We start from the raw sequence: 24,071 nt of genomic DNA on the forward strand, positions 1-24,071 counted from the left end.
GGCGAGCGAGGGAATGCGATGGCGGACTGGACCGCGGACGAGATGATGACCGTCGCCGCCGCACGGCAACTACGCGACGGCACCGCCTGCTTCGTCGGGATCGGGCTGCCCAGCACTGCGGCGAACCTCGCCCGGGCGACCCACGCCCCGAACCTGGTGCTCATCTACGAATCCGGGTGCCTCGGCGCGAAGCCGGACCGGCTTCCGCTCTCCATCGGAGACGGGATCCTCGCCGACACCGCTGACGCGGTCGTCTCGGTGCCCGAGGTGTTCAACTACTGGCTCCAGCCCGGCCGGATCGACGTGGGCTTCCTCGGCGCCGCGCAGCTCGACCGCTACGGCAACATCAACACCACTGTCGTCGGCGGCGACTACGACGCCCCGACGGTCCGGCTACCCGGCGCCGGTGGCGCCCCGGAGATCGCCGCCTCCTGCGGCGAGGTCGTGGTGATCGTCCGGCAGGACCTCCGGACGTTCACCGAACGGGTCGACTTCGTCACCTCGGTCGGGTACGGGACGGGCCCGGGCGACCGGGAGCGACTCGGTCTGCGGGGCGGAGGCCCCCGAGTGGTGATCACCGACCTCGGCGTCCTCGAACCGGACCCGGTCACCTGCGAACTCACACTGACCCACCTGCACCCCGGCGTGACCCGGGAGCAGGCGCGGGCGGCCACCGGCTGGGACCTCGCCGTCGCCGAGGGACTGGCCACCGGTGCGCCGCCGACGGCACGCGAACTCGCGGTGCTGCGGGCGCTGGGGGCGACGAAGTCCGACGGGAGACGACAATGACCACTCAGGACACCGAGGCCGACAGTGGTCTGGTGCTACCGCGGTACCGGCGCGACGATGTCGACGCCCACCCACCCCTGCTCAGCCCCGGCTACAAGTCGACAGTGGCGCGGGCGCCGAGACACCCACTGGTCTACCTGCCGCAGCGGCTGACCGAGATCACCGGGCCGTTGCTGGGGGAGGGGCGGCTCGGTGCGCTCGACCACGACCTGACCCGCCAGCACGACGGCGAGCCGCAGGGACAGCGGATCATCGTGCACGGGCGGGTCCGCGACGGTGACGGCCGACCGGTACCCCACACGCTTGTCGAGATCTGGCAGGCCAACGCCGCCGGTCGGTACCGCGACGCACGGGACACCTGGCCGGCGCCACTCGACCCCCACTTCGAGGGGGTGGGCCGGGCGCTCACCGACGACCAGGGGCGCTACCGGTTCATCACCGTGCAACCCGGCGCCTACCCCTGGCGTAACCACGACAACGCCTGGCGGCCGGCGCACATCCACTTCTCCCTCTTCGGTCGCGCGTTCACCCAGCGGCTGGTGACGCAGATGTACTTCCCGGGCGACCCGCTCTTCTTCCAGGACCCGATCTTCAACTCGGTCCGCGACCCGAAGGCCCGGGAACGGATGATCGCCCGGTACGACCACGCCAGCACCGCACCGGAGTGGGCGCTGGCGTACGAATTCGACATCGTGCTGCGCGGCCGGGAGAGCACTCCTTTCGAGGACGAGGACGACGATGAGTGAGCAGTTGGGCGTCATGCCCGCGCAGACCGTCGGGCCGTACCTGCACATCGGTCTGCACTGGCCCGACGGCCCGTACGTCGTACCCGAGGGCACGCCGGGCGCGTTCTGGATCAGCGGTCGGATCGTCGACGGCACCGGGACGCCTGTGGTCGACGCGATGGTGGAGAGCTGGCAGGCCGACCCGGAGGGCCGGTTCGACCATCCGGACGACCCTCGGGGAGCCCGGCCGTCCGCGCTCGCGGGTTTTCGCGGATTCGGGCGGAGCGAGACCGACGGGCTGGGGTGGTACCGGCTGCTGACCGTCAAGCCGGGTGCGCTGCCCGAGCCGGACGGCGGCACCGAAGCACCCCACCTGACCCTGTCGGTCTTCGGGCGTGGGCTGCTGCACCGCCTCGTCACCCGGCTCTACTTCCCCGACGAGTCGACGGCGAACGCCGCCGACCCCGTGCTGCGCAGCGTCGACGCCGACCGCCGTGACACCCTGCTGGCCAGTCCCGCCCCGGACGGGTTCCGGTTCGACATCCACCTTCAGGGCGACCGTGAGACCGTCTTCTTCGCCCTCTGACGGTCTGCTCGGCGGCCTCTCCGGCGCCCCGGACGTCGACGCGGAACTCAGCGACCCGGCAGTGCTCCAGGCGATGCTCGACGTGGAGGCCGCGCTCGCCCGGGCCGCAGCGGACGCCGGCATCGTGCCCGTACCGGCGGCCGAGGCGATCGCCGAGCAGTGCCGCGCCGAGCGGTACGACCCGGCGGCGCTCGGCCGGGCCGCCGACGCCACCGGCAACCCGGTCGTCCCGCTCGTGGGCGAGCTGACCGCGGCCGTGCCGGAGCACGCCCGGGCCTGGGTGCATTCCGGAGCGACCAGCCAGGATGTGCTGGACACCGCGCTGGTCCTGGTGGCGGTGCGGGCGCTCGGGCCGCTGCTGGCTCAGCTCGACGTGGCAGTGGACGCCGCCGCCCGGCTGGCCGACGCGCACCGGGACACCGTGATGGTCGCCCGGACACTCGGGCAGCAGGCGGCACCCAGCACGTTCGGACTCAAGGCCGCGGGCTGGTTGACCGGTCTGGTCCAGGCGCGGGACCGACTGCGTCAGGCCCGCGCCGCACAGCCCGCGCAACTCGGTGGCGCGGTCGGCACCCTGGCCGCGTTCGGCCCGGCCGGTGCCGAGGTCACCGAGCGGTTCGCGGCGCACCTGGGCCTCCCGCCGAGCCCGCTGCCCTGGCACACCCGCCGTCAACCCTGGCTCGATCTGGCCGCCGCCCTCGGTGGGCTCCTGGTGGCCGCCGGCAAGATCGCGCTCGACGTCGGGTTGCTCGCCCAGAACGAGGTGGGTGAGGTCGCCGAGGGCGGCACCGGACGAGGTGGCTCCTCGGCCATGCCGCACAAGCGCAACCCGGTGGACTCGATCCTCGTCACGGCCGCGGCGCGACGCGGTCCGGGTCTCGTCGCCACCCTGTTCGCCACGGCGGTGCAGGAGCACGAGCGGGCCGCGGGCGGCTGGCACGCCGAGTGGGAGCCGCTGCTCGATCTGCTGCACGTGACCGGTGGCGCCACCGCCCGCTGCGCCCGGATGCTGACCGGGCTCCAGGTCCGCCCGGAGCGGATGCGGGAGAACCTCGACGCGACCGACGGCCTCCTGCTCGCCGAGGCGGTTGCCGCGCGCCTGGCACCCGCAGTCGGCCGCCGCGTCGCCCACGACCTGGTGACCCGCGCCGCCGCCGAACCCTCGTTCCGCGCCGCGCTGCTCGCCGACCCCGAGGTCCGCGCCCACCTGTCCGACACGGAGCTGGCCGAGGCGCTCGACCCGTACCGCTGGCTCGGCTCGGCCGGCCGGTTCGTCGACAGTGCCCTGGCCGCCGTCCGGGGAGCGGGCGGATGACCACCCGGTTGCACCTCACCGTCGACGGCCCGGCCGCCGCGCCGGTGCTGCTGCTGGGCAGCTCCCTCGGCACCGCCGCCGCCATGTGGGAACCGCAGGTGCCGGCGCTCGCCCAACGGTTCCGGGTCATCCGGTACGACCACCTGGGCCACGGCCGTTCGGCGGTGCCGCCCGGACCGTACACGCTGGACCTGTTGGGTCGGGAGCTGCTGCGGACGCTGGACGACCTCGACGTGCCGTGGGTCCACTACGCGGGGTTGTCCCTCGGGGGCATGGTGGGCATGTGGCTCGCCGCGTACGCGCCCGACCGGGTGCGGCGGCTGGCGCTGCTCTGCACGTCGGCGTCGCTCGGCCCACCCGAGCAGTGGCGGGAACGGGCCGCGACGGTACGGGCCGCCGGTCTGCCGGCGATCGCCGACGCGGTGGTGGCCCGCTGGTTCACCCCGGCCTTCGCCGCCGCCCGGCCGGAGGTGATCGCCACCCACCGCGCCCTGCTCACCGCGACGTCGCCGGCCGGATACGCCGCCTGCTGCGAGGCGATAGCCGCGATGGACCTCCGACCCGACCTCGGCCGGGTCGCCGCGCCGACGCTTGTCATCGCCGGAGCGGACGACCCGGCCACCCCGGTGGAGCACGCCCGCGACATCGTCGGTCGCATTCCACGGGCCCGGCTGGCGGTGGTCGACCCGGCGGCGCACCTGGCCAACGTCGAGCAACCCGAGCAGGTGTGCCGACTCCTGTTGGAACACTTCCACGAGGGACGTGGTGACGGATGAACGACCGCGAGCGGCACGAGGCCGGCATGACGGTACGTCGACAGGTGCTGGGTGACGCGCACGTGGACCGGGCGATCGCCGGCACTGACGAGTTCACCGCCGACTTCCAGGACTTCATCACCCGCTACGCCTGGGGGGAGGTGTGGAGCCGGCCGGGCCTCGACCGGCGGACCCGTAGCTGCGTCACCCTCGCCGTGCTCGCCACCCTGCACCACGACGAGGAGCTGGCGATGCATGTCCGGGCCGCGCTGCGCAACGGGCTCAGCCCCGAGGAGGTGGCGGAGGTCCTGCTCCAGGTCGGCGTCTACGCTGGTGTACCGGCGGCGAACCGGGCGTTCAAGGTGGCCCGGGAGACCCTGCGGCAGGAGGCCGGGTGAGCGTGAGCGAGGAGGCGACGAGGTCGCCGGAGTTCGTTCAGTCGCTGGAGCGCGGCCTCGCGGTGATCCGGGCGTTCGACGGCGAACATCCGCAGCTCACGCTCAGCGAGGTGGCCAGACGGACCGGGCTGACCCGGGCCGCGGCACGCCGGTTCCTGCTCACCCTGGTCGAGCTGGGCTACGTGCACACCGACGGCCGGCTCTTCTCGCTGCGGGCCCGGATCCTCGAACTCGGCTACGCGTACCTGTCCAGCCTCAGCCTGCCCGAGGTCGCGCAACGGCACATGGAGGCGCTGGTCGCGCAGGTGCGTGAGTCCTGCTCGGTGTCGGTGCTCGACGGCGACGAGGTGGTCTACGTCGCCCGCGTGCCCACCAAGCGGATCATGACGGTGGGGATCAGCGTCGGCACCCGGTTCCCCGCGTACGCCACCTCGATGGGCCGGGTGCTGCTCGCCGCGCAACCGGTCGAGTGGCTGGACGACTACCTCGCCGCCGCGCAGCTGCGGCCGCTGACCCGGCGCACCGTCACCGACCCGGCCAAGCTGCGCGCCGTCCTGACGAAGATCGCCGCCCAGGGGTACGCCATCGTGGACCAGGAGTTGGAGGAGGGGCTGCGTTCGGTGGCCGCGCCGATCCACGGCGAGAACGGGTCGGTGATCGCCGCGGTGAACGTCTCCGCGCACGCCAGCCGGGGGTCCTTCGAGATGATCCGTCGAGAGCTGCTCCCGCCGCTGCTGGCCGCCGCGAAGCGGATCGAGGAGGACATCCGGGGCGGCCTGAGCCGGACACCGACGGCCGACGCGCGCGGGCTCAGCTCAGCTTGAGGGCCGGCGCGGTGACGACCCGGGCCGGACGGCGCAGGTACCACTCGGCCACCGCAAGGTTGATCACCCAACCGGCGACCACCAGGCCGGCCCGCAGGTTCCCGTCGGGCTGTTCGCCGGTCGCGAGCAGGTACGGCGCGTGGGTGAACGCCTGGGTGCCGGCACCGAGGCCGATCGCGTAGCCACGCACCATCCACCTGCGGTGCCGGGCGATGTCCCGGCGGAGCACGGCGGCGAGACCGACCAGGATCGAGCCGGCCATGGCCGAGCCGAAGACGAGCCGCATACCGGCGAGCACGTCGTTGTCATGGGCCGGCAGATCGTACGCGACAGCCATCCACAGGCCGGTGAACGCGACCGTCAGCCCACAGGGGACGAGCACCCGGCCGGCCCGGCGGTGCCAGCCGTGCCGACGCAGACGGGGTACGAACTGGAACGCGCCGAGGATCGTGTACACCACCGCGCCGACGATGTGCAGCACCACCGGCAGCGGATCGGCGACGAAGCGCGCGTTCGCCGGGGTGACCTCCGGTCCGCTGCCCAGCTCGGTGAGCCGCCCCGCGCCGGCGAGCATCGGTATCAGGCCCAGCAGGATCAACGCGACCGGTAGCCGCCACTCGCGCATCGTCACGCCGTCGATGGTGGACGCCGCACCCGCCCCCGCTCATCGGCAGATGGGCCGCGACCGGGTCGGCCCATGGTCGGACGCCGTCGTCGTACTTCCGCCGGTCAAAAGCGCCTCCGGCCGCGGTTGGTCTCGTACGCCCACATCGCCACCTCGACCCGGTTACGCACACCCAGCTTGGTCATCAGGCTGGTGACGTGCGACTTGACGGTGCTCAACGTGATGTACAGCTCGTCGGCGATCTCCTGGTTGGTGCGTCCCCGCGCGACGGCGACCAGGACCTGTTCCTCCCGGTCGGTGAGCGCCTCGATGGGCTGCTGGCGCGGCGCGGCCGGATCCGCGTCGGCGAACGCCTTCAGCAGCCGCGTGGTGACGCTCGGCGCGATCAGCGCATCCCCGTTGGCGGCGGCGTGCACGGCCTGGCTGAGCAGGTCGGGACCTGCCTCCTTGAGCAGGAAGCCGCGGGCGCCGGCCCGCAGCGCCGCGTACACGTACTCGTCGAGGTCGAAGGTCGTGATGACGACCACCGCGAGCGGCTCCGGGACCGTCGGCCCGGCGAGCGCCCGGGTCGCTTCGATGCCGTCCATGCCCGGCATCCGGATGTCGAACAGACACACGTCGGGGCGGAGCCGGCGGGCGAGCTCGACGGCCTGCCGGCCGTCGCCGGCCCCACCGACGACCTCGATGCCGGGCTGGGTGTTCAGGATGATGGTGAGGCCGGTGCGGACGATCTCCTGGTCGTCCGCCACCAGCACGCGAATCGTCACGCGCCGACCCCCTCGCGCGGAAGCACGGCCGTGACGGTCCACCCACGGTCGGGGTTGGGGCCGGCCTCGCAGGTGCCGCCGAGCAGGTCGGCGCGCTCCATCATGCCCACCAGGCCGAAACCCTGTGAGCCGCTCGGGCGGGCGGCACCGGCCTCGCCGTCGTCGCTGACCCGCAGCCGCACTGACGTGTCGTCGGCCGCGACGCTGACCTCGATGCGGGTGGCGTGGCGCGCGTGGCGACGGGCGTTGGTGACCGACTCCTGGGCCAGCCGGTAGAGCGCGGAGCCGACAGTGGGCGGCAGGTCGCCGAGGTCGCCGCGCAGATCCACGTCGACGGTCGGCCCGCTGCGGAACTGGCCGGCGAGCCGTTCGATGTCGGCGACCTGCGGATTGGGCCCGAGGTCGGCGGGCTGGTCGCGGCGCAGGACACGGACCATGGCGCGCATCTCGGCAAGCGCCCGGGACGCCTCGGCCTCGATGGTGTGCAGCGCCTCGACTGCGGCACCCGGCTGGCTCGCCGACGCGGCGATGCCGGCCTGGGCGCGGATCGCCATCGCCGACACGTGGTGGGCCACCGTGTCGTGCAGGTCCCGGGCGAGCCGTTCCCGCTCCAACAGCTTCACCTGATCGAACTCGCGCAGTCGGGCGGCGGCGCGGAAGCGGATCGCGGCACCCAGCGTGGCGGCGGCGAACATCACCGCGAAACCGGCGACCAGTTCGCCACCGTCGATCGAGCCGACCAGGCCGGCGGCGATCACCTTGGCCACCACGAAGAACGAACCGAGCACGGCGTCCCGGCCGGAGCCCCAGCGGAACAGCGCGTAGGTCAGCAGGACCAGGAAGCTCGCCGTGAACAGCTGGCAGGGATCACCGGGCAGCACGTACGGGGCGACCGTCGTGCAGCCGAACGCGATCACCACCATCGGCAGCGGCCTGGTCCGCCGCCACAGGATCGTGGGCAGCAGCGCGAGTGCGACGACGACGCAGCCCACCCGCCACGGCAGATCAGGCCGGAAGATTCCTTCCACCACGATCGCCGGAGCGAGGACCACGATCAACGCCCAGTCGCGCCAGACCCGGGCCGGGGTGGGGGAGACACGCGGCTCGGCCAACACCGCGTGCAGGCGAGAGTGCATGGGTTTCATCGTACGAACGGTGGTGCGACTCCAGATCGTCCCAAAGTACGACCGGGTGGGCGCCGTTGTTGGTCGACGGTTCGATTACGGGAGCTGGAGTTTGGCGCGGACGGCCGCGGCGTCCGGGTGGTCGAGGGCCGTGAGGATGTCCAGTGCCGCTGCCAGTCGGCCCGGCCGGAGGTGGGGTCGCCGAGCGCGTGCCGGGTGTCGCCGAGCCGGCTGAGGGTGTCCGCCTCACCCCAGCGGTCGCCGAGATCGCGGGTCAGCTCAAGCGTGCGCTGGTAGCACTCCACGGCCCGGCCGTACTGGCCGAGGTGGTGGTGCGCGAAGCCGAGACTGTCCTAGGTGGCGGCCTCGCCGGCGCGGTCGTCGAGCTGCTGGAGGAGGGCGAGAGCCCGCTGGCAGTACGCCAACGCCGCGAGGTGCTCGCCGAGCTGGGCATGGCACCAGCCGACCGCGTTGAGCGCGTCGGCCTGGGCCCTGCGGTGGCCGGCGGCCCGGGCCAGGACGAGGGTCCGCTTCGAGTGCTCAAGGGCCTTCCGCGGCTCACCCTGCCGGTCCCACAGCGAGGCGAGGTTCTGGTGCGTACGCGCCTCGCCCTCGGTGTCCCCAGCGCGGACGTACAGGTCGAGGGCCCTCTCGGGGTGGCCCAGCGCGTCGGCGTACTGGTTGATCACGGTGTGGGCGCCGGCGAGGAAGGGGTGCGCGACTGCCCGCGCGACCGGGTCGCCGAGACGCTCGGCGGCGCGCAGGGCCGCCCGGCAGGTCTCGACCCGGCCCTGCCAGTGCCCCTGGCGGTCCAGGAACGTGTCGAGGGCCCGCCCCAGCCGCCAGGTGTGCGCGTCGAATCCGGCACCGGCGGCTTGGCGGAGTGCGGCGACGGTCAGCGGGCAGCATCGGCTCGATGATCTCCCACTCGGCGTCGGTGAGGTCAGACGGATAGCGCCGCACTCGATCCATGCTCGCCCATCGATCAACGCCTTGTAGTTGGCCTTCTACCTCTTGCCGTGTCTTGTAGCAGCAGCTTCCTGGCGCCAGGCGGGGGAGCGAAGCAGAAGGGCGGCCGCGTTGATCTTGCGGCGTTCAACTTCGCACGAGTTTCGCGGAAGCCGGGCAACTAGAGCTCGCGCCTCGCGCAACAGCTCCCGCGCGGCTGACTCTCGCCCGGCGCGCATCGCAGCGACGAGATTCGTCAGGTCAACGTTCAAGCGGTTCCGAACGGCGTTCTCTCTGTTTGGCAGCGGCCTGCGAGAGGACGGATCACCAAGAGGATCGCGGGGAGGGCGCAGGTCCGACGTCAGCCCGCCGGAGGTGAGGTTTACGCGTCGCGATTTCATGCCACCTGCCTTGTTGAACAGACAGTTCCACTCCGCCTGCCGGTGCCAGGCAGGGCCAGGCCAGCGTACTGTCACGCACGCGGGACCCTGCCGCGCGGTGCGTGAACCCGGGTTGGATGATCTTCCCATGCGACTCCGATACACCCTCGTAACCCTTACCGCCGCCACGCTCATGCTCGCGGGCTGCGGCAACAACTCCGTCAACAGCCCCCAGGCCGCTGGCCCCGCCGCGGCCACTAGCCCGGCCGAGAAGGCGTCGGCGCCGGCCCAACCGATGGATGCGAAGGTGGTGTTGGCAAAGCTGACCGCCGCGGAGCTCGGCGCTACCCAGGGCTCGGTGCAGGACGAGGACAACGACCCCAACGACCTGCTCGGCCGCCCGAACGGCTACACGTCCCGTGCCTCCGCCGACCTCCCCGGGGGTGACACCGAAGCCGACAAGTACGACATCGACCGCGGGCTTGTGATCGAGGCCTGGCCGACCGCCGAGGATGCGGACCGGCGGTCCAAGTTCATCCAGGACACGCTCAAGAGCATGCAGATTTTGGGCACCGAGTACCACTACCGGGCGGACCAGGGGCGGGTGCTGGTACGGGTGTCGGGCAAGGTGAAGCCGTCGCTGGCAAAGAAGGTCGAGACGGCGCTGGCCGGGCTGTGACCCTATGGCCTGCGTACGGGCACGGGTGTAGCGTCGCGCCGTGCAAGCAGCTGCCAACCCTGATCTTCACGAGATGAGCATTCGGTAACTGCTCACGCTCTACTCCCGGATTCTCACCGAGCTGATCCGGCGCGGCGTTGTCAGGTCGCGCAACGCCCCTGCCGGCGATCTGGCTGAGTCCGTCGTTGCCAAGGCCTACCGAGGCCATCTCGCGCCGCAGTCTGAGAAGAGCTGGGACGTGCGTGCAGCAGACGGCACCTTGCTGCAGGTGAAATGTCGAGTGATCGAGCCAGGCAGCCGGCGTACTGCCGTCTATTCGCCGATTCGCAGCTGGAACTTTGATGCCTGCGTCTTCGTCATCCTGGACAGCGTCACCTACGAGGTCGAACAGGCTGTCGAGGTTCCCGTCGACCAGGTCAGGGCTGCTGCCCGGGAGAGCTCGTGGGTCGCCGGGCACAGGGTTACCGTAGGCCAGGTCCGTGCTGGCTTTGATGGTGCAGTCGACGTGGCTGACCGGCTTCGAGAAGCCTACGGGGCGATGGACTGATTGGAGCAGACGCGGTTGTCTGGCCTTTCCCAGCTGTGCGCTCGAGTTCTTGCGGGATCAGCCGATCCGTCTGCTCACAGTCGCCGTTCACCACGGCTACAGCCAGCAGGTTGGAATCGCGAAGGCGCTTGCGACCGCCTGCGCGACCCCACCCAGGCCGAAGCACGGAGACTGGCTTGCAGCTAGTAGCAGACCTACGCGACCGAAGAGCCCCAATCCGCCCGTTGCCGATCATGCTGCGCGTGGTGGGACGCGGGTGTGGCGGTAGTCGCGGAGAATCTTGAAGGTCTTCATGTGGGCCGGAGCGGGGGGAGCAGGTTGGGGAGCAACAGGGGTGCACTGAACGGCCTGCAACTGCACCGAACGGCACTCAACGGCGCGTAGCTGCCCCACCCCTAGCTGCGGCTTCTCGTCTGTGCAGGTCAGAGTCGGTGCAGCGTCCTGCTTACGCTCGAAGGCGTCAGTGACGGGAGCGCCCTCTGCTTTCGGAGATCGCTGCGCGGGTGCGGAGTGGGCGATCAGTCGTCCCCGTCGAACTCGGTTTCGTTGACGAGGCCGCCCAGGGGCCCAAGATCGCGGAGGGTGTAGCCGTAGGGCGGGCGGGCGCCCGCCCAGGTAGCGGCCCTCGAGGAGGGTCTGGCTTTCCGACCGCCGACCAACGCCGATCATGGGACGCCCTCGCGTCTGCTTGCTATCCCGCAACGCGATGTTGGCGACAAGCACCAACTCCGATAGTAGCTACGATCAGTCGGCGAAGAGCCGGGTGATGGATCGGATGTGGTGGTCCATGGCGGCTCTGGCGACGGTGTCGTTGCGATCCCGGATTGCGGTTCGTATCAAGTCGTGGTCGTGATTTCGGGCATCGACGGCGCCAGCGATGGGTGCGGCGCCGGCGAAGCCGTACATCAGGAAGTCTGACAGTACCCACATGCGCTGGCTGAGGTCGGCTATGAGCGGCGAACGGGCCATCCGGTGGATGACCCGGTGGAAGACGGCGTTGTGCTGGAAGTAGTCGCGACTGCGTTGGGCGACCTCGGGGGTGTGTTCCGCTTGATGTAGCAGCTCGAGCGCGTGGTCGAGCTCTACGAGTTCCTCGGGAGTGTGTCGATGGGCCGCTGCTGCTGCGATGTCACCCTCGAACGAGCCGAACACGCCGAAGAAGTCGCGCGCCTCCTGCTGGGTGTACTGCCGGACAACACAGCCGCTCTGGGGCACGATCTCCACGAGTCCCATCGTGGCGAGTCGTCGCAGCGCCTCCATGACGGGTTGTTTGCTGACCCCGAACTCTTCCTTGATCGCATCGATCGGCACGCGGGAGCCGGGTGGGTACGTGCCCTCGACGAGCTGTTCTCGCAGGCGGTCGAACAGCAGACGTCCCAACGGGACGTCTGTTCTTCCCGATTCGGTGGCTATGCTCATCGCGGTTCCCAATCTCAGGTGCTGGCGCTGGGCACAAGCCAACCATGTCGACGAGTCTCGTCGGTCGTGCTCAGTCGAGGGTCACAGTGGTCAGGCCGAAGCCCGCAATCAGCTCACGGATCGGTCGGTAGTAGCTGTACTGAACGCTGTAAGCGCCACAGGATCCTAGTGCGGCATAGGCCGCGATCCAGGACCGCACCTCGTGTGAGGAGTTCCCGGCGATCCTGGCCATCTCCTCTGGCGTCCACGCATCCAGGCTGGTCAGGTCACCCGAGGCGAGGGTGGCCATGAGGGCGCGGTCCCAGTCGGGGGCGAGGTCCTGGATATCGGCGGTGCCTGCTGCGAAGGCCCTGGCGGTCTCGACGACGCGCTGCTCTCGTTCCTTCCGCCAGCTCGGAGTCGCGGGCAGATGGTGACCCAGCAGGACCCGGCGCTGCTCAGGCGTGGCAGTTGCCAGTCGAGCGACGGGCGGGTCGTGGGAGAGACCGCCAGAGGCGATGAGCAGGGTCCTCATCTCCAGTTGGGCAACATGGCGGCCGACTGCTTCGCCGAGAAGCCGGACTCGCTGGAGCGGGGTGAAGGGTGGTGCGACGGAGTTGAGGAAGATCGGCACCACGGGGCGGGCGGCGATGTCGCCGAAGAGGATCTCCATGGGCTGGACCGCGCCGTGGTCGAGCTCCATTTGAAGGGAGACCGCGAGGTCGATGCCTGCCGACATGACGGCCTCGGCGATCCCTCGTGCGATCTCCTCTGGCACGTTGAGGGGGCCCGGTTGGGTGCCGTAGTCGCCGACGCTGCTCGCCGCATAGCCGATGCAGAAGGGCGGCATCAGGTTGTAGAAGAAGCCGTTGTAGTGGTCCGGCCCGAAACTGATCACAAGCTCCGGGTCGAAGTCCTCCGCGAAGCGCCGGGCGGTCGTGAACGCCTGATCGAGCTCGGCTGCCACCCCAGCCTCGAGGTCGGCGTGTTCGAGCAGAGGGCTGTGAGAGGTGGCAATCAGTGCAACGGTCATCTCACACTGCTTCGTTTCCGAGCAGGAAGTCCAGGTGCACGCGGTTGAACACCGCGGTCTGCTCGTACTGTGGCCAGTGGCCGGCGTTGTCGATGACCTGCAGGCGGCCGTTGGGGATCAGCTCGGCGATGCGCCGGCCCTCGTCGACCGGGCCCGAGGGGTCCTTGGTCGTCCAGATCACCAGCGCCTCCGCCTTGATCGCACGCAGGTCGTCGTCGCTGAGCATGTTCCTCTTGCGTGTCTCGAGGTCCTGCAGAGCCATGTTCATCCGGCAGGCCCGCGGCCAGTCCGGCTGCTGAAAGATCATCTGGCGGGTCTTGATGAGGTCGGCGGTGACCATGGACGGGTCGGCCATCAGCCACTCCAGGCGCGCCTTGACCCGCTCCCAGGACGGGTCCTCCGCGGCCTGCATGGACAGCGTGTAGAGGCGCTCCATCACCTGCGGGTTGGCCATCGTGCCACCCATGGTGTTGAGCACGATCCGCTCCACCTTGCCGGGATAAAGTTGGGCGAAACGGGCCGTCACCCAACCGCCCAGCGATTCGCCGCTGAAGTACGCCTTGTCGTAGCCGAGCGTGTCCATGACGTGGTGGACCTGGTCGATGTAGTGGGGGATCTCCAGAGGGTGGTCGGGCTTGGCCGAGTAGCCGTGCCCGATGAAGTCGATGGCGTAGACGTTGAAGTGCTCGGCGTGCGCCTTCAGGTTCCGCACGTAGGCCTCGGCGTGACCGGTGACACCGTGCAGCATGAGCAGCAGTGGCTTGTCCTGCGACCCTGCCTTCAGGTAGCGGGTCCGGTAGGGCCCCGCCTGGATGAAGCCCTGGCTGAACTCCACCTGGGCGAGGTCTGACCACACACTGGTGAACTCACGCTCGGTCATGTCCGTCCTTCCCCTCGACGTCTCAACTAGCATGCTAGCTGGCCGATGTAATGTCCATACCGGGTGCCGCATGAAGGAGCTTTTGCAAGGTGGCGGTTGTGGTAGCGATCACCTCGTGCCACGATGTGGCATGCCAATCTCCGGCGGCCCCGTTCCCGGGAGGCTGCCGAACGCTACCTGTGAGGAGTCCGAACATGGCAACGATGCGAGCCGCGCGGCTGCACGAAGTCGGCGGCAAGTTCCAGATCGACGAGATTGAGAAGCCGGTCCCGGGTGACCAGGACGTGATTGTCCGCGTCGAGGCGGCGGCCATCGTCCAGAACCTGCGCAACGTCATCAACACCTACCCGACAGTCAAGCCCTTCCTCCCCCTGCCGCAGCTGCCTGCTGTCTTCGGCATGGACAGCGCCGGCGTCATCACGGAGGTCGGTTCCCGGGTACGCAACCTCAAGCCCGGCGACCGGGTCTACATCAACCCGGGCCTGGATTCCGGGGACTCGTGGGCCGCCCGCAACGGCGAGCCGATGAACGACCCGGCCTACACCTTCATGGGCTACTTCGGCTTCGGACCGGATTCCGCCGAGATCCACAAGGACTATCCGTACGGCGGGCTTGCGGAGTACGTGAAGGCGCCAGTCAAGAACGTCATCGTCATCCCGGAGAACGTTCCGCTCGACCACGCCACGCGCTTCGGCTACCTGGGCACGGCCTACAGCGGCCTACGCAAGGGCGACGTCCGCGCCGGCAGTAGCGTCCTGATCCACGGTGCGACCGGGACTCTCGGCGTCAACGCCGTCCTCCTGGCGCGCGCCATGGGGGCAACCCAGATCTTCGCCGTGGCGCGCAACAAGGAGCGCTTGGAGCGGGTCCGTCAGATCGACCCGGCACGCATCAAGGTCCTCTCCTTCGGCGAGCAGGAGGTTGGTGAGTGGGTCCGGTCCCACACGGATGGACGCGGCGTCGACGTGTTCCTCGACGCCACCGGTGACACCGCGACGGCTGACGTGACGATGGCTGGAATCTGGGCGCTGCGCCGTGGAGGCCGGATGGTCAGCATCGGCGCCATGCCCGAGGACCTCCCCATCCCCATGTACCGGCTCATGACCATGCACATCAGCATCATCGGGTCCCTGTGGTTCACCACCGCCGAGGGCGAGGACATGGCCCGGATGGCGGCTGCGGGCACTCTCGACCTGAGCCACCTCGACGCCTACCACTTCCCGCTCGAGCAGGCCAACGAGGCCGTGCAGGCGGCGGCCAACCACCGCGACGGCGGATTCGCCAGCGTCATCGTCCAGCCCCACAAGTGAGGACCCACTGATGAACCAGCTCAACGCGTCCAAAACCGCGCTTCTCATCGTCCACCTCCAGCACGACATCGTCACGGAGGGGACCGCCTTCGGGACGATCTTCTCTGCCGAGTACACCGCCCGCGACGTCATCACGAAGGTCAACGCCGCGGCAGAGCACCTGCGCGACAGGGGCGGAGTCGTGGTTCCGCTGCGTATCGCGTTCGCACCCGATCACTCCGACCTGAACCCCACGCTTCCGCTGCTGCAGATGGTGGCGCAGGCAGGCTGTCTCAAGGACGGCACGGAGGGCGCAGCCCTCGTTCCCGACCTCACGGTCACCGACTCCGACGTGGTCATCACGCACAAGCGACCGGGCCCGTTCACCGACTCCGCACTGGCCGACCTCCTCACCGAGCGCGGAATCGAGAACGTCATCGTGTGCGGCGTCGCAACCAACGCATCTGTCGAAGGCGCCGTGCGACAGGCCGCCGACCTCGGCTACCACACCGTGGTCCTTTCGGACGCGTCATCCGCCGCGGACGCTGGCGCCCACGAAGCATCTCTGGGCTCGATGGGGCTGTTCGCCGCCGTCGCAACCGTTGACGAGTTCACCTCTCAGCTGTCTTGACCGCTCGGCGCGCCAGCGAATCGCCCGCGCGCGCCATCTTCGGGGTCTCCGGCCATGCCTGCCGCATTTCCGGAGACCCCGACGCTCCACAGCAGACACCGGACGCGTCCGCCCATCGCACGTCGTACCGATGACAGCGGTAGCCCGGCTGCGGGCCTGCCCGAGTCCTCGGCGGCGACCCGACACGAGGACACAGATGACCCAGATACCCACAAGCACCGATCGGGCCGCCGCCATCACTCAGGCGGCCGACCGGCTCGAATCCGCAGCGCGCAACGGCACGCCGTGCGAGCCGGTGCGTGACCTGCTCGGTGACAGCGACATGGAGCTGGCCTACGCGGTACAGCAGCGACTCACCAGAAACCGGCTCGCTGCAGGCGCGCGTATCGTCGGCCGCAAGATCGGCCTCACCTCTCCCGCCGTACAGCAGCAGCTGGGGGTGGACCGGCCCGACTTCGGGGTGCTGTTCGACGACATGGATGTCTCCCACCTGCCCGTAATCCCGAGTGGGCGACTGCTCCAGGCCAAGGCGGAAGCGGAGATCGCGTTCGTACTGGGAGCGGACCTCAACTCCGAGAACTTGTCGGTCGACGTCGTCCGTGCCGCGGTTGACTACGCCGTCGCCGCGCTGGAGATCGTCGACAGCCGGGTGGCGGACTGGGACATCCGCATCACCGATACCGTCGCCGACAACGCTTCCAGCGGGCTCTACGTGCTCGGCTCGCAGCGGGTGACGCTCACCGACTTCGAGCCGGTCGACGTCACGATGCGGATGTACGTCGACGACGACCTGGTGTCCGAGGGCTACGGCGCCGCGTGCCTCGGCGATCCGCTCAACGCGCTGCTCTGGTTGGCTCGTACCACCCGTGAGCTCGGCGAGCCGTTGCGTGCCGGCCAGGTCGTACTCTCCGGCGCGCTCGGCCCGATGGTTGCCACTCCCACCGGCGCCAGGGTCCGAGCCGAGATCTCCTCCCTCGGCACCGTGACCGCCACGTTCTCGGCGAAGGAAATGCGATGAGCAAGATCAAGGTGGCCGTGATCGGCTCCGGCAATATCGGCACGGACCTGATGGTCAAAGTGCTGCGACTCTCCGAAACCCTCCAGATGGGCGTGATGGTCGGCATCGACCCGGAATCCGACGGTCTGGCTCGAGCCCGACGGCTAGGCGTGCCCACCACCCACGAGGGCGTGGACGGGCTGATCGCGATGGACGGCTTCGACGACATCGAGATCGTCTTCGACGCCACTTCCGCCTCCGCGCACGTGGTCAATGCCAGGAAGCTTGCCCCCTACGGCAAGAAGATAGTCGATCTCACCCCCGCTGCGATCGGCCCGTACGTAGTGCCTCCGGTCAACCTCGATGAACACCTCGACAGCGACGTCGCCAACGTCAACATGGTCACCTGCGGTGGCCAGGCCACCATCCCGATCGTGCACGCCATCTCCAGCGTCACACCGGTCCCCTACGCCGAAATCGTCGCCTCGATCTCGTCCCGCTCCGCCGGGCCGGGCACACGCGCGAACATCGACGAGTTCACCGAGACCACCAGGGCAGCGATCGAGAGGGTCGGCGGCGCCCTGCGCGGCAAGGCCGTGATCATCCTGAACCCTGCCGAACCCCCGCTGATCATGCGCGACACCGTCTTCGCGCTCATCGGTGACGCCGACCACAACGCGATCCGCTCCTCAGTGGCGGACATGGTCAAGCAGGTCGCGGCGTACGTGCCTGGCTACCGCCTGAAGCAGGAGGTTCAGTTCACCTCCATCCCGGACGACGAGCCGGTGCACACGCTGCTACCCACGGGCGCCGGACCGGCGACGACCAAAGTAACGGTGTTCCTCGAAGTCGAGGGCGCAGCGCACTACCTGCCCGCCTACGCCGGCAACCTCGACATCATGACCTCCGCCGCGCTCCGTACCGCGGAGGCCATCGCCGCCCGCCTCACCACCAAGGTCGCCCGTGAGGTGACCCGTTGACGACCCCTGCCGACCGAGAGACCAACGCCATGACCGGCTCCGCCCCCGTGAATCTGTACATTCAGGACGTCACCCTGCGCGATGGAATGCACGCCGTGCGCCACCGGGTCTCGCCGGACGACGTCGCGAAAATCGTCGCCGCCCTCGATGCCGCAGGCGTCGACGCGATCGAGGTCGCCCACGGTGACGGCCTCGCCGGGGGGTCACTCAACTACGGCCCCGGGTCGAACAGCGACTGGGAGTGGATCGAGGCCGCGGCCGACAACATCAAAACCGCCACTCTCACTACCCTGCTGCTGCCCGGCATCGGCACGGTCGCAGAACTCGAGCAGGCCTACCGGCTCGGCGTCCGCTCGGTGCGGGTCGCGACCCACTGCACCGAGGCCGACGTATCCGCCCAGCACATCGCCCACGCCCGCGACCTCGGCATGGACGTCTCAGGCTTCCTGATGATGAGCCACATGGCCCCGGCCGACGAGCTGGCGAAGCAGGCGAAGCTCATGGAGTCCTACGGAGCGCACTGCGTCTACGTCACCGACTCAGGCGGTCGCCTCACCATGAACGGTGTACGCGAGCGGATCCGCGCCTACCGGGACGTCCTCGACCCCCAGACCGAGATCGGCATCCACGCCCACGAGAACCTTTCGCTGTCGGTGGCCAACTCGGTCGTAGCAGTCGAGGAGGGCGTGACCCGCGTCGATGCCTCTCTGGCCGGTCATGGTGCCGGAGCTGGCAACTGCCCCATCGAGCCGTTCATCGCCGTGGCCAACCTGCACGGATGGACCCACCGCTGCGACCTTTTCGCGCTCCAGGACGCCGCCGACGACCTCGTCCGGCCGCTCCAGGACCGCCCGGTACGCGTGGACCGCGAGACCCTCACCCTCGGATACGCCGGCGTCTACTCAAGCTTCCTCCGGCACGCCGAGGCAGCCTCGAAGCACTACGGCATCGACGTACGCACCATCCTGCTCGAGGTCGGTAAGCGGCAACTCGTCGGCGGACAGGAGGACATGATCGTCGACATCGCGCTCGACCTGTTGGCCTCTCGCGCGGCGAGCTGAGTCTCGCCCGGGGATGGTGTCCGCCGCTGTACGGTGCTAAAACGCCATGGTCCGCCATTCCCCCGCAGCGGATCGCAGTCGGGGACCTGCCAGCGGATGTGGTCGTCGGGCCAAAACAGGGCCGGCCGGTGGTGTCAGCGGCGGAGGCTGTCAGCAAGGCGCCCGTTGACGTGGGAAGTGCGGTTTGTGGCCGGTCGCGACCAGTAGCGGCCGACGGTGCGTTCGGACTTGCCGATCCGTACGGCGATGTCCGCCGGGTGCAGATGAGGGCCGCGGCGGCGCCAGTAGGCGACCGTGGTGGCGGTGCTCGTCGCCCTCGGACACCAGTATTTGTGGAGATTCGCGAGATCAACCGATCCTTGCGAATCGGCAGACGACGACACGAAGCATCCACGCGCATGGCGAACATCGGGGGGCGGTTCCGCCTGAGCTGATGCTCGTGCAGCCGTGCTGGTGGCGGCTATGAGTTGCCAACGTCGCCGTCGAGAAACTGTCCCTACCGGCAGCAACCCGACACCTGTGCGGCATCGGGCAACCCGCGCGGAACCGGGGCGAGGACGAGCAGCGGGATTCGGGGTCGCCGGACCGGCGCCGACCGGGCATGATCCGCTAGGCACCGAACCCGGCGGGCCCTCCGTCCTGTGCGGGAAGATGCGCGACACCCAGCTCATCTGGCCTGGCAGAGGCTTGGTCGCGCCGCTGAGGGGAACACTTTGCACTGCACGAAATGCGGAACCGAACTCGAAGGTCCCGGCCAAGGCCATACGTGCCGGTCCTCGACACCTCCACCCGCGCCCAGGACAGCGGGTTGGGACATCGCGACCTGGTTCGTAGCCGGTTTCGCCATTCTCTTCGCCCTAGCCGCGATCGCCGCAGCGATCCTCGGCAGCGCCGTGAGCGACCGTGCCCGCCCGCTGCCCCCGTCCGGAACCGGGGCGGCGATCGGTTACGTCCTGGCCAACCTGACTCTGATCGTCGCCGTCATCGGCCTGGGGATCAGCGGACTGATCTGGGGCCGCGGCACTCGTCAGATCGCCGAGGCGCACGGCTCCTCGGGCCGCTCGTACAGCCGCCACTGGGGCATACGCGTCTTCTCCTCCTGCGTCGTCTTGAGCGCCGCCACGGCCTGGTTGGCCGTCGACCGAACCGCCCCGCCCGTCCTGTTCGGCCAGGCAGCCCTGCGTACCGTCGGAGCCGCCGCGCTGATCGGCGGCGTGCTGCACAGCCGAAGGCGGGTTCTGCGGCTGATCGCCCACGTCGACCGCGTCGTCGCCGGACACTACTCAGCCGTCACCGGGCAGGACCCGGCGTGGCCGTTGTCGCCCACTCCGACCAGCGACGACTGGAACGCCAGCCAATGGGACCCGGACGTGTTGCGCGACATCGAAGCCCGCCGTCACCGCGACAGAACCTGATCTCGAGGTGCGGCCGGTCGCCAGCGCGACGACGGTCGCGTACGGCGGACATCCGGATCTGCGGCATCGAGGCGTGCGACTGCGGGTTGATGTGCGCGATCGGATAGGTTGCCGGCGTGGATATCCAGGTGCTCGAGGGTGCGTTCGTTGAGGTGCCGACGGCCGATGCCAGCGGCATGGACCGGCGGGCATTCGGCGAGTTCGTGGGGCCGCGTGGGGAGTTGGCTTCGTACGCGTTCGGCTGGACCACCGGCTCGGACCCGCATGTCGCCCGACTGTCCGTTGGGATTGGTGTCGGCAATCCGGGTGGTGGCACCTTCCACGCCGTCGTCTTCGTGAACGACGGTGGTCATGCGTTCTCCCTGGTCGACGAGCCGTTTGAGCGGGTCCCGCAGGGCGGCCCGGACCTGACCGCGGAGCAGTCGCGTGCCCACGAGGACCTGCCGTTCGTTTGGTGGGTCACCGACCATGTCATGGAGCACGACCGGCGAGCCTGGTGGATGCGGCACTGGTTGCTTGGCACGGTCTGTGTCCAGACCCGTGAGGTGTTCGAACGTCATGAGCCTGTCTTGTTCGTCAGTCACGATGCGGACGACGGGGTCTGGCAGTTGGTCGGAGCCACCGACGCGAGCGGCAGCAACGGCAAAGTCGGGCACCTGCATCATGCCGTCGACGAGGACCCCAGCCTCATCGATGTTCTTGACCTGCCAGGTGGGCGCAGCGTGTCACGCGCGGGCGTCGGGAAACCCTGGACCGACAACGTCTGATCCAATCGCGGATTTCTCCTACCGCCCGTGTGTCGTTAGCCGAGACCCACGGCTCACAGGTATCCGGATCTGCCGCCGACATGGCGCAACAGCCGTCCGTCCACTCTCACTCAAGATCGCTCGCTACATCACCAGGCGATGATCGTGGCCGCAGACGTGTCCGCCAGCGCCATGGTCGGCGTGACTCACCAGGATTGCTGAACGAGTCAGCCGGCGGACCTACCCGAGCAGCGCCGCCGCCGCGGCCAGGGTGCCCAGCGACAGCGTCGTGGTCACCACCACCGCCCGGTTGGCCACCGCCTCGCCGACGCCGTACTCCTGGCCGAAGATGAACGTGTTCTGCGCTGTCGGCAGGCCCGCGCACACCACCACGGCGAGCAACTGTGGCGCCGACAGGTGCAGGGCCAGCCCGGCCGCGTACGCGATGACCGGCTGTGCGACGAGCTTCAGCGCGGTGATCACGGCCAGCTCGAGCTTGGTCGGCTCTGCTCGCGACGGCGCCGTGCGGTGCAGCGACGCGCCGAGCGCGACCAGGACGGCCGACGTGTCCACGGTGCGTACCGGGCGGCCGGGGGTTGCCCACGTGTACGTCGATCGGGGAGCCACGCGTTCAGCCTCGCATCCCGTTAGGACCGAGAAAACATGTCGGCGGGCCGGGACAGCTACCCAAGCGCCGGGCCTGCCAGGCACGGGTATCCAAGTCGTAAGGAGTCATGCCCAAGCAGATAGTTACATGACGGCGGCTTGCCGGGAGGGGATGGCGTTCCGGCCGCGTCACCGCACGGCCACACCGCCCGGGCCGCCGGTGACGACCGGGTGACGCGGACTCTGGCAGGGTCGCGGCACGAGGACGGCACGGTGCGAGGGGGCGGCATGATCAGGACGATGCTCCGGCTGCGAGCGCGGCCCGGCTGCGCGCCCGCGGTGGGGCCGGCCTGGGAGGACGTCGCCGGACAGCTCGGCGCGCTCCCCGGCGGCCTCCGGCACGAGCTGCTGCGGGACGCGCTGGACCCGTACGGCTTCGTCGTGGTCACCGAGTGGGCCGACGAGGAGGCGCTGCGCGCCTACCGGGACGGGCCGGTGGCCGCCCGCCTGTCCGACCTGCTCCGGCCGCTGACCGAACCGGCCGGCCCGCCCGACTACCCGCCGATGGTCGAGACCGGCGACGGGACCGGCCCGGTCTACGTGGACGTGGAGCTGACCGTGCCGAGCGCCCGGCTCGCCGATTTCCATCGCGGCTACCCCGAGGTGGTGCGGCGGATGACCGCCGTGCCGGGCTACCGGCGTGAGCAGCTGCTCCGCGAACCCGGCTCGGACGTGTACCACATCTTCGCCGAGTGGGACACCGCGGCCGAGTTCCTCGACTGGATCGGCGACCCGGCTCACGCCTCGGCGCAGGCCGGGCCGATCGCACCGTTCCTTCTCGACATCCGACGCCGCCTGTTCCACGTCGTGCCCGGTGGGGACGGCCGGCGACTCGACACCACAGGCAGGGAGGCCGATGTGCAGAGGACAACGGACGTACTGGTCGTCGGGGCGGGCCCGACCGGGCTGACCGCCGCCGTCGAGCTGGCCCGGCGCGGCATCGACTGCCGGGTGATCGACAAGCGGGCGACCCCGGCCGGGCAGGCCGACAAGGCGATCGGCGTGCACTGCCGCACCATGGAGATCTGGGAGGAGCAGGGCGTCGTGCGGGAGGCGATGGACGCCGGCATCTGGCTCACCGGCAACATGGTCTTCGTCAACGGCGAGCAGACCCACCGGATGAGCTGGGAGCTGCCCGGCCTGCCCTACGACCACCTCGGCCTGCCCCAGTACGAGACCGAACGCATCCTCACCGCCCGGCTGGCCACGCTCGGGGTGCGCCCGCGGCGCGGCGCCGAACTGGTGGATTTCACCCAGGACGCGGACGGCGTGACCGCCACCGTGCGCACCGCCGACGGCGCCACCGAGACCGTACGCGCGGCGTACCTAATCGGCTGCGACGGCGCGCACAGCCGGGTCCGGGACCGGCTCGGCCTCACCTTCACCGGCGGGCTGGGCCAGTTCCCGCAGCTGTTCATGCTGGTGGACGTCGACGTGGACTGGGACATGCCCGACGGTCACCTGCTGCGCTTCCTGCACACCACCGACGGGGGGATGGACGGGATGCTGGTCTGTGTGCCGCTGCGCGGCGAACACCGCTACCGCATCGCCACCCTGGCCCCACCCCGGTTCTTCGCCCGGACCGGCGGGCAGGACGCCCCGCCCGGCTTCAGCGAGGAACTCGGCGAGCCGACCCTCGACGACGTGCAGGCCGCCCTCGACCGCCTCGCCCCGCCCGGCACCCGGGCGACGAACCTGCGCTGGTCGTCGGTGTTCCGGATCAGCCACGGCATCGTCGACCGCTACCGCCACGGCCGGGTCTTCGTCGCCGGCGACGCCGCCCACCTGCACCCGCCGGCCGGCGGCCAGGGCATGAACACCGGCATCCAGGACGCCTGGAACCTGGCCTGGAAACTGGCCCTGGCGGTACGCGGGCTGGCCGCCCCCGGACTGCTGGACAGCTACGAGGCCGAGCGGCGCCCGGAGGGCGAGGAGATCGTCGGCCGCGCGGTGCGGCTGGCCGGCACCGAGGAACTGGACCGGGCCGACCTGGAACGGCAGTTCCTCCAGGAGATGTCCCTGCTGCTCAGCTACGCCGGCAGCCCACTGGTCGGGGAGACCGTCTCCGACCCGGCCGGGCTCGGTGACGCGCCCCGTCCCGGCGACCGCGCGCCGGACGTCGAGGGTCTGCGCCGGCGCGGCGTCGGGCATCCGCTGCGGCTGCGGGACCTGACCCGGGGCACCCGGCACACGCTGCTGCTCTACGCCGACGCCACGGCCGGCGCGACGGAGCTGGCCGGGTTCGCCGACCTATGCGCCGACGCGCGGCGGCAGGCGGGCGGGGAACTCGACGCGTACCTGCTGCTCGACCCGGACGTCGCCGAGCCGCGCCTGGCCGACCCGCCGGTGCTGCGCGACGGCGACCGCCGGTTCCGCGCCGGGTACGGCCTGGCCGGCACCGGGCTCTACCTGATCCGTCCGGACGGGCACGTCGGCTTCCGCGGCGCCCCGGTCGACGCCGACGCGCTGCGCAAGCACCTGCACCTGGTCTTCGGCGGCGCGCGGTGAGCCGG

General features: G+C 70.0%; 25 protein-coding genes and 1 pseudogene. 17 read left to right on the plus strand and 9 right to left on the minus strand.

Annotation, left to right across the window (positions count from 1 at the left end):
- The first annotated feature begins 18 nt into the window (after nt 1–18).
- The 7 genes from ACFYPH_RS18730 to ACFYPH_RS18760 are packed head-to-tail and all read left to right on the plus strand — an operon-like array spanning nt 19 to nt 5,392.
- On the plus strand, nt 19–789 hold the full coding sequence (locus ACFYPH_RS18730; RefSeq protein WP_354857527.1) for a CoA-transferase: 771 nt from the start codon (nt 19–21) through the stop codon (nt 787–789).
- Entirely contained in the window at nt 786–1,535 is a 750-nt protein-coding gene (gene pcaH / locus ACFYPH_RS18735; RefSeq protein WP_354857525.1) for a protocatechuate 3,4-dioxygenase subunit beta, read from the plus strand. Before ACFYPH_RS18730 ends, pcaH begins: the two co-directional genes overlap by 4 nt.
- On the plus strand, nt 1,528–2,100 hold the full coding sequence (gene pcaG, locus ACFYPH_RS18740; RefSeq protein WP_355066769.1) for a protocatechuate 3,4-dioxygenase subunit alpha: 573 nt from the start codon (nt 1,528–1,530) through the stop codon (nt 2,098–2,100). The genes pcaH and pcaG overlap by 8 nt, the downstream gene beginning before the upstream one ends.
- A complete protein-coding gene (pcaB, locus tag ACFYPH_RS18745; RefSeq protein ID WP_354857520.1) occupies nt 2,075–3,415 on the plus strand; it encodes a 3-carboxy-cis,cis-muconate cycloisomerase in 1,341 nt (446 codons plus the stop codon). Before pcaG ends, pcaB begins: the two co-directional genes overlap by 26 nt.
- On the plus strand, nt 3,412–4,191 hold the full coding sequence (gene pcaD / locus ACFYPH_RS18750; RefSeq protein WP_387183232.1) for a 3-oxoadipate enol-lactonase: 780 nt from the start codon (nt 3,412–3,414) through the stop codon (nt 4,189–4,191). Before pcaB ends, pcaD begins: the two co-directional genes overlap by 4 nt.
- Nucleotides 4,188–4,568 carry a 4-carboxymuconolactone decarboxylase gene (gene pcaC / locus ACFYPH_RS18755; RefSeq protein WP_355139690.1) on the plus strand — a complete coding sequence of 127 codons (381 nt, stop codon included), beginning with the start codon at nt 4,188–4,190 and terminating at the stop codon, nt 4,566–4,568. Before pcaD ends, pcaC begins: the two co-directional genes overlap by 4 nt.
- Nucleotides 4,565–5,392 carry an IclR family transcriptional regulator gene (locus ACFYPH_RS18760; protein ID WP_387183235.1) on the plus strand — a complete coding sequence of 276 codons (828 nt, stop codon included), beginning with the start codon at nt 4,565–4,567 and terminating at the stop codon, nt 5,390–5,392. The genes pcaC and ACFYPH_RS18760 overlap by 4 nt, the downstream gene beginning before the upstream one ends.
- Here the strand turns inward: ACFYPH_RS18760 and ACFYPH_RS18765 are convergent.
- From ACFYPH_RS18765 to ACFYPH_RS18785, 5 genes and pseudogenes are all read right to left on the minus strand, one after another.
- A complete protein-coding gene (locus tag ACFYPH_RS18765; RefSeq protein WP_387183773.1) occupies nt 5,379–6,017 on the minus strand; it encodes a DUF2306 domain-containing protein in 639 nt (212 codons plus the stop codon). The two genes, ACFYPH_RS18760 and ACFYPH_RS18765, sit on opposite strands and share 14 nt — an antisense overlap.
- A 104-nt stretch (nt 6,018–6,121) precedes the next feature.
- Complete coding sequence (locus ACFYPH_RS18770) at nt 6,122–6,784, minus strand: response regulator (RefSeq protein WP_387183238.1); 663 nt, start codon at nt 6,782–6,784, stop codon at nt 6,122–6,124.
- Nucleotides 6,781–7,920, minus strand: coding sequence for a sensor histidine kinase (locus tag ACFYPH_RS18775; protein WP_387183240.1), 1,140 nt, complete (start codon nt 7,918–7,920; stop codon nt 6,781–6,783). The genes ACFYPH_RS18770 and ACFYPH_RS18775 overlap by 4 nt, the downstream gene beginning before the upstream one ends.
- Before the next feature lie 5 nt (nt 7,921–7,925).
- A pseudogene (locus tag ACFYPH_RS18780) lies at nt 7,926–8,243 on the minus strand (hypothetical protein); the annotation flags it as partial.
- 18 nt (nt 8,244–8,261) lie between these two features.
- Nucleotides 8,262–8,897: a tetratricopeptide repeat protein gene (locus tag ACFYPH_RS18785; protein WP_387183242.1), complete on the minus strand. Its 636-nt coding sequence runs from the start codon at nt 8,895–8,897 to the stop codon at nt 8,262–8,264.
- A 487-nt stretch (nt 8,898–9,384) separates the two neighbouring features.
- Here ACFYPH_RS18785 and ACFYPH_RS18790 point away from each other — a divergent pair, with 487 nt between their 5' ends.
- Entirely contained in the window at nt 9,385–9,915 is a 531-nt protein-coding gene (locus tag ACFYPH_RS18790; RefSeq protein ID WP_387183245.1) for a hypothetical protein, read from the plus strand.
- Between the two features lie 238 nt (nt 9,916–10,153).
- Complete coding sequence (locus ACFYPH_RS18795) at nt 10,154–10,462, plus strand: hypothetical protein (protein WP_387183248.1); 309 nt, start codon at nt 10,154–10,156, stop codon at nt 10,460–10,462.
- A gap of 744 nt (nt 10,463–11,206) precedes the next feature.
- Here ACFYPH_RS18795 and ACFYPH_RS18800 read toward each other — a convergent pair.
- From ACFYPH_RS18800 to ACFYPH_RS18810, 3 genes are all read right to left on the minus strand, one after another.
- On the minus strand, nt 11,207–11,881 hold the full coding sequence (locus ACFYPH_RS18800) for a GntR family transcriptional regulator (protein WP_387183251.1): 675 nt from the start codon (nt 11,879–11,881) through the stop codon (nt 11,207–11,209).
- A 70-nt stretch (nt 11,882–11,951) separates the two neighbouring features.
- Nucleotides 11,952–12,893, minus strand: a complete 942-nt coding sequence (locus tag ACFYPH_RS18805) for a 3-carboxyethylcatechol 2,3-dioxygenase (protein ID WP_355138249.1) — start codon at nt 12,891–12,893, stop codon at nt 11,952–11,954.
- Between the two features lies 1 nt (nt 12,894).
- A complete protein-coding gene (locus ACFYPH_RS18810; protein WP_387183253.1) occupies nt 12,895–13,773 on the minus strand; it encodes an alpha/beta fold hydrolase in 879 nt (292 codons plus the stop codon).
- Between the two features lie 89 nt (nt 13,774–13,862).
- On the opposite strand from ACFYPH_RS18810, the gene ACFYPH_RS18815 reads away from it, so the two are divergent.
- From ACFYPH_RS18815 to ACFYPH_RS18845, 7 genes are all read left to right on the plus strand, one after another.
- Nucleotides 13,863–15,083, plus strand: a complete 1,221-nt coding sequence (locus ACFYPH_RS18815) for an alcohol dehydrogenase catalytic domain-containing protein (protein ID WP_387183256.1) — start codon at nt 13,863–13,865, stop codon at nt 15,081–15,083.
- A 10-nt stretch (nt 15,084–15,093) separates the two neighbouring features.
- Nucleotides 15,094–15,693 carry a cysteine hydrolase gene (locus tag ACFYPH_RS18820; RefSeq protein WP_354862576.1) on the plus strand — a complete coding sequence of 200 codons (600 nt, stop codon included), beginning with the start codon at nt 15,094–15,096 and terminating at the stop codon, nt 15,691–15,693.
- 196 nt (nt 15,694–15,889) lie between these two features.
- Entirely contained in the window at nt 15,890–16,711 is an 822-nt protein-coding gene (locus ACFYPH_RS18825) for a 2-keto-4-pentenoate hydratase (RefSeq protein WP_387183259.1), read from the plus strand.
- Nucleotides 16,708–17,670, plus strand: coding sequence for an acetaldehyde dehydrogenase (acetylating) (locus ACFYPH_RS18830; RefSeq protein ID WP_363939210.1), 963 nt, complete (start codon nt 16,708–16,710; stop codon nt 17,668–17,670). Before ACFYPH_RS18825 ends, ACFYPH_RS18830 begins: the two co-directional genes overlap by 4 nt.
- A gap of 29 nt (nt 17,671–17,699) precedes the next feature.
- A complete protein-coding gene (gene dmpG / locus ACFYPH_RS18835; RefSeq protein WP_355067901.1) occupies nt 17,700–18,731 on the plus strand; it encodes a 4-hydroxy-2-oxovalerate aldolase in 1,032 nt (343 codons plus the stop codon).
- A gap of 713 nt (nt 18,732–19,444) precedes the next feature.
- Nucleotides 19,445–20,146 carry a hypothetical protein gene (locus ACFYPH_RS18840; protein WP_387183263.1) on the plus strand — a complete coding sequence of 234 codons (702 nt, stop codon included), beginning with the start codon at nt 19,445–19,447 and terminating at the stop codon, nt 20,144–20,146.
- A gap of 116 nt (nt 20,147–20,262) precedes the next feature.
- Nucleotides 20,263–20,913, plus strand: coding sequence for a hypothetical protein (locus tag ACFYPH_RS18845; RefSeq protein WP_387183266.1), 651 nt, complete (start codon nt 20,263–20,265; stop codon nt 20,911–20,913).
- Nucleotides 20,914–21,132: 219 nt separating this feature from the next.
- Here ACFYPH_RS18845 and ACFYPH_RS18850 read toward each other — a convergent pair whose 3' ends face one another.
- Nucleotides 21,133–21,519, minus strand: coding sequence for an AEC family transporter (locus ACFYPH_RS18850; protein WP_355067906.1), 387 nt, complete (start codon nt 21,517–21,519; stop codon nt 21,133–21,135).
- 279 nt (nt 21,520–21,798) lie between these two features.
- On the opposite strand from ACFYPH_RS18850, the gene ACFYPH_RS18855 reads away from it, so the two are divergent.
- Nucleotides 21,799–24,066: an FAD-dependent oxidoreductase gene (locus ACFYPH_RS18855; RefSeq protein WP_387183269.1), complete on the plus strand. Its 2,268-nt coding sequence runs from the start codon at nt 21,799–21,801 to the stop codon at nt 24,064–24,066.
- Nucleotides 24,067–24,071 lie beyond the last annotated feature (5 nt).

This window comes from Micromonospora sp. NPDC005252 (assembly GCF_042872475.1).
GTDB lineage: Bacteria > Actinomycetota > Actinomycetes > Mycobacteriales > Micromonosporaceae > Micromonospora.

Excerpts from the sequence above, each read along its gene's own strand:
- ACFYPH_RS18825 (WP_387183259.1), top strand. The coding sequence starts at position 15,890 with ATGACCCAGATACCCACAAGCACCGATCGGGCCGCCGCCATCACTCAG.
- ACFYPH_RS18855 (WP_387183269.1), top strand. The coding sequence starts at position 21,799 with ATGCTCCGGCTGCGAGCGCGGCCCGGCTGCGCGCCCGCGGTGGGGCCG.
- dmpG (WP_355067901.1), top strand. The coding sequence starts at position 17,700 with ATGACCGGCTCCGCCCCCGTGAATCTGTACATTCAGGACGTCACCCTG.
- pcaD (WP_387183232.1), top strand. The coding sequence starts at position 3,412 with ATGACCACCCGGTTGCACCTCACCGTCGACGGCCCGGCCGCCGCGCCG.
- pcaG (WP_355066769.1), top strand. The coding sequence starts at position 1,528 with ATGAGTGAGCAGTTGGGCGTCATGCCCGCGCAGACCGTCGGGCCGTAC.
- ACFYPH_RS18810 (WP_387183253.1), bottom strand. The coding sequence starts at position 13,773 with ATGACCGAGCGTGAGTTCACCAGTGTGTGGTCAGACCTCGCCCAGGTG.
- ACFYPH_RS18775 (WP_387183240.1), bottom strand. The coding sequence starts at position 7,920 with ATGCACTCTCGCCTGCACGCGGTGTTGGCCGAGCCGCGTGTCTCCCCC.
- ACFYPH_RS18730 (WP_354857527.1), top strand. The coding sequence starts at position 19 with ATGGCGGACTGGACCGCGGACGAGATGATGACCGTCGCCGCCGCACGG.
- pcaH (WP_354857525.1), top strand. The coding sequence starts at position 786 with ATGACCACTCAGGACACCGAGGCCGACAGTGGTCTGGTGCTACCGCGG.
- pcaC (WP_355139690.1), top strand. The coding sequence starts at position 4,188 with ATGAACGACCGCGAGCGGCACGAGGCCGGCATGACGGTACGTCGACAG.
- ACFYPH_RS18820 (WP_354862576.1), top strand. The coding sequence starts at position 15,094 with ATGAACCAGCTCAACGCGTCCAAAACCGCGCTTCTCATCGTCCACCTC.
- ACFYPH_RS18805 (WP_355138249.1), bottom strand. The coding sequence starts at position 12,893 with ATGACCGTTGCACTGATTGCCACCTCTCACAGCCCTCTGCTCGAACAC.
- ACFYPH_RS18790 (WP_387183245.1), top strand. The coding sequence starts at position 9,385 with ATGCGACTCCGATACACCCTCGTAACCCTTACCGCCGCCACGCTCATG.
- ACFYPH_RS18830 (WP_363939210.1), top strand. The coding sequence starts at position 16,708 with ATGAGCAAGATCAAGGTGGCCGTGATCGGCTCCGGCAATATCGGCACG.
- ACFYPH_RS18800 (WP_387183251.1), bottom strand. The coding sequence starts at position 11,881 with ATGAGCATAGCCACCGAATCGGGAAGAACAGACGTCCCGTTGGGACGT.
- ACFYPH_RS18765 (WP_387183773.1), bottom strand. The coding sequence starts at position 6,017 with ATGCGCGAGTGGCGGCTACCGGTCGCGTTGATCCTGCTGGGCCTGATA.